Annotated in this window: 1 pseudogene; it reads right to left on the reverse strand. The window is 65.5% G+C overall.

The features are described from left to right. A pseudogene (locus CYJ76_RS11760) lies at positions 1 to 336 on the reverse strand (hypothetical protein); the annotation flags it as partial.

The raw sequence follows: 336 nt of genomic DNA on the forward strand, positions 1-336 counted from the left end.
CGTCCAAAACCTCTTCGGTATCCATTTCGCCTGCACGAGTGAACCAGTCGATGGCCTCGTCGTTGCGTTTGGCCGTGGCGAGCGCGTCTGCGTAGGCGTAGTACAGGCGCATCCGGGTTACGTCCGGGGCTTCGGCGTTGTCCAGCTGAGATTCCAGTGCCAGCAGGGCTTCGTCGGACTGGCCGAGATCCTCGTGGGCGCCGGCGACGACAATGGCCAGCTCTGCCTTGGATTCGGCATCCAGCTTGTCCGCCTGCGGGTCGTTGGCTACTTCCAAAGCCTTCTCGGGCCGGCCGAGGCCGCGTTCCGCGTCGGCGAGGACGGGCAGCAGTCCGG

Source organism: Kytococcus schroeteri (assembly GCF_002847825.1).
Taxonomy (GTDB): Bacteria; Actinomycetota; Actinomycetes; order Actinomycetales; family Dermatophilaceae; genus Kytococcus; species Kytococcus schroeteri.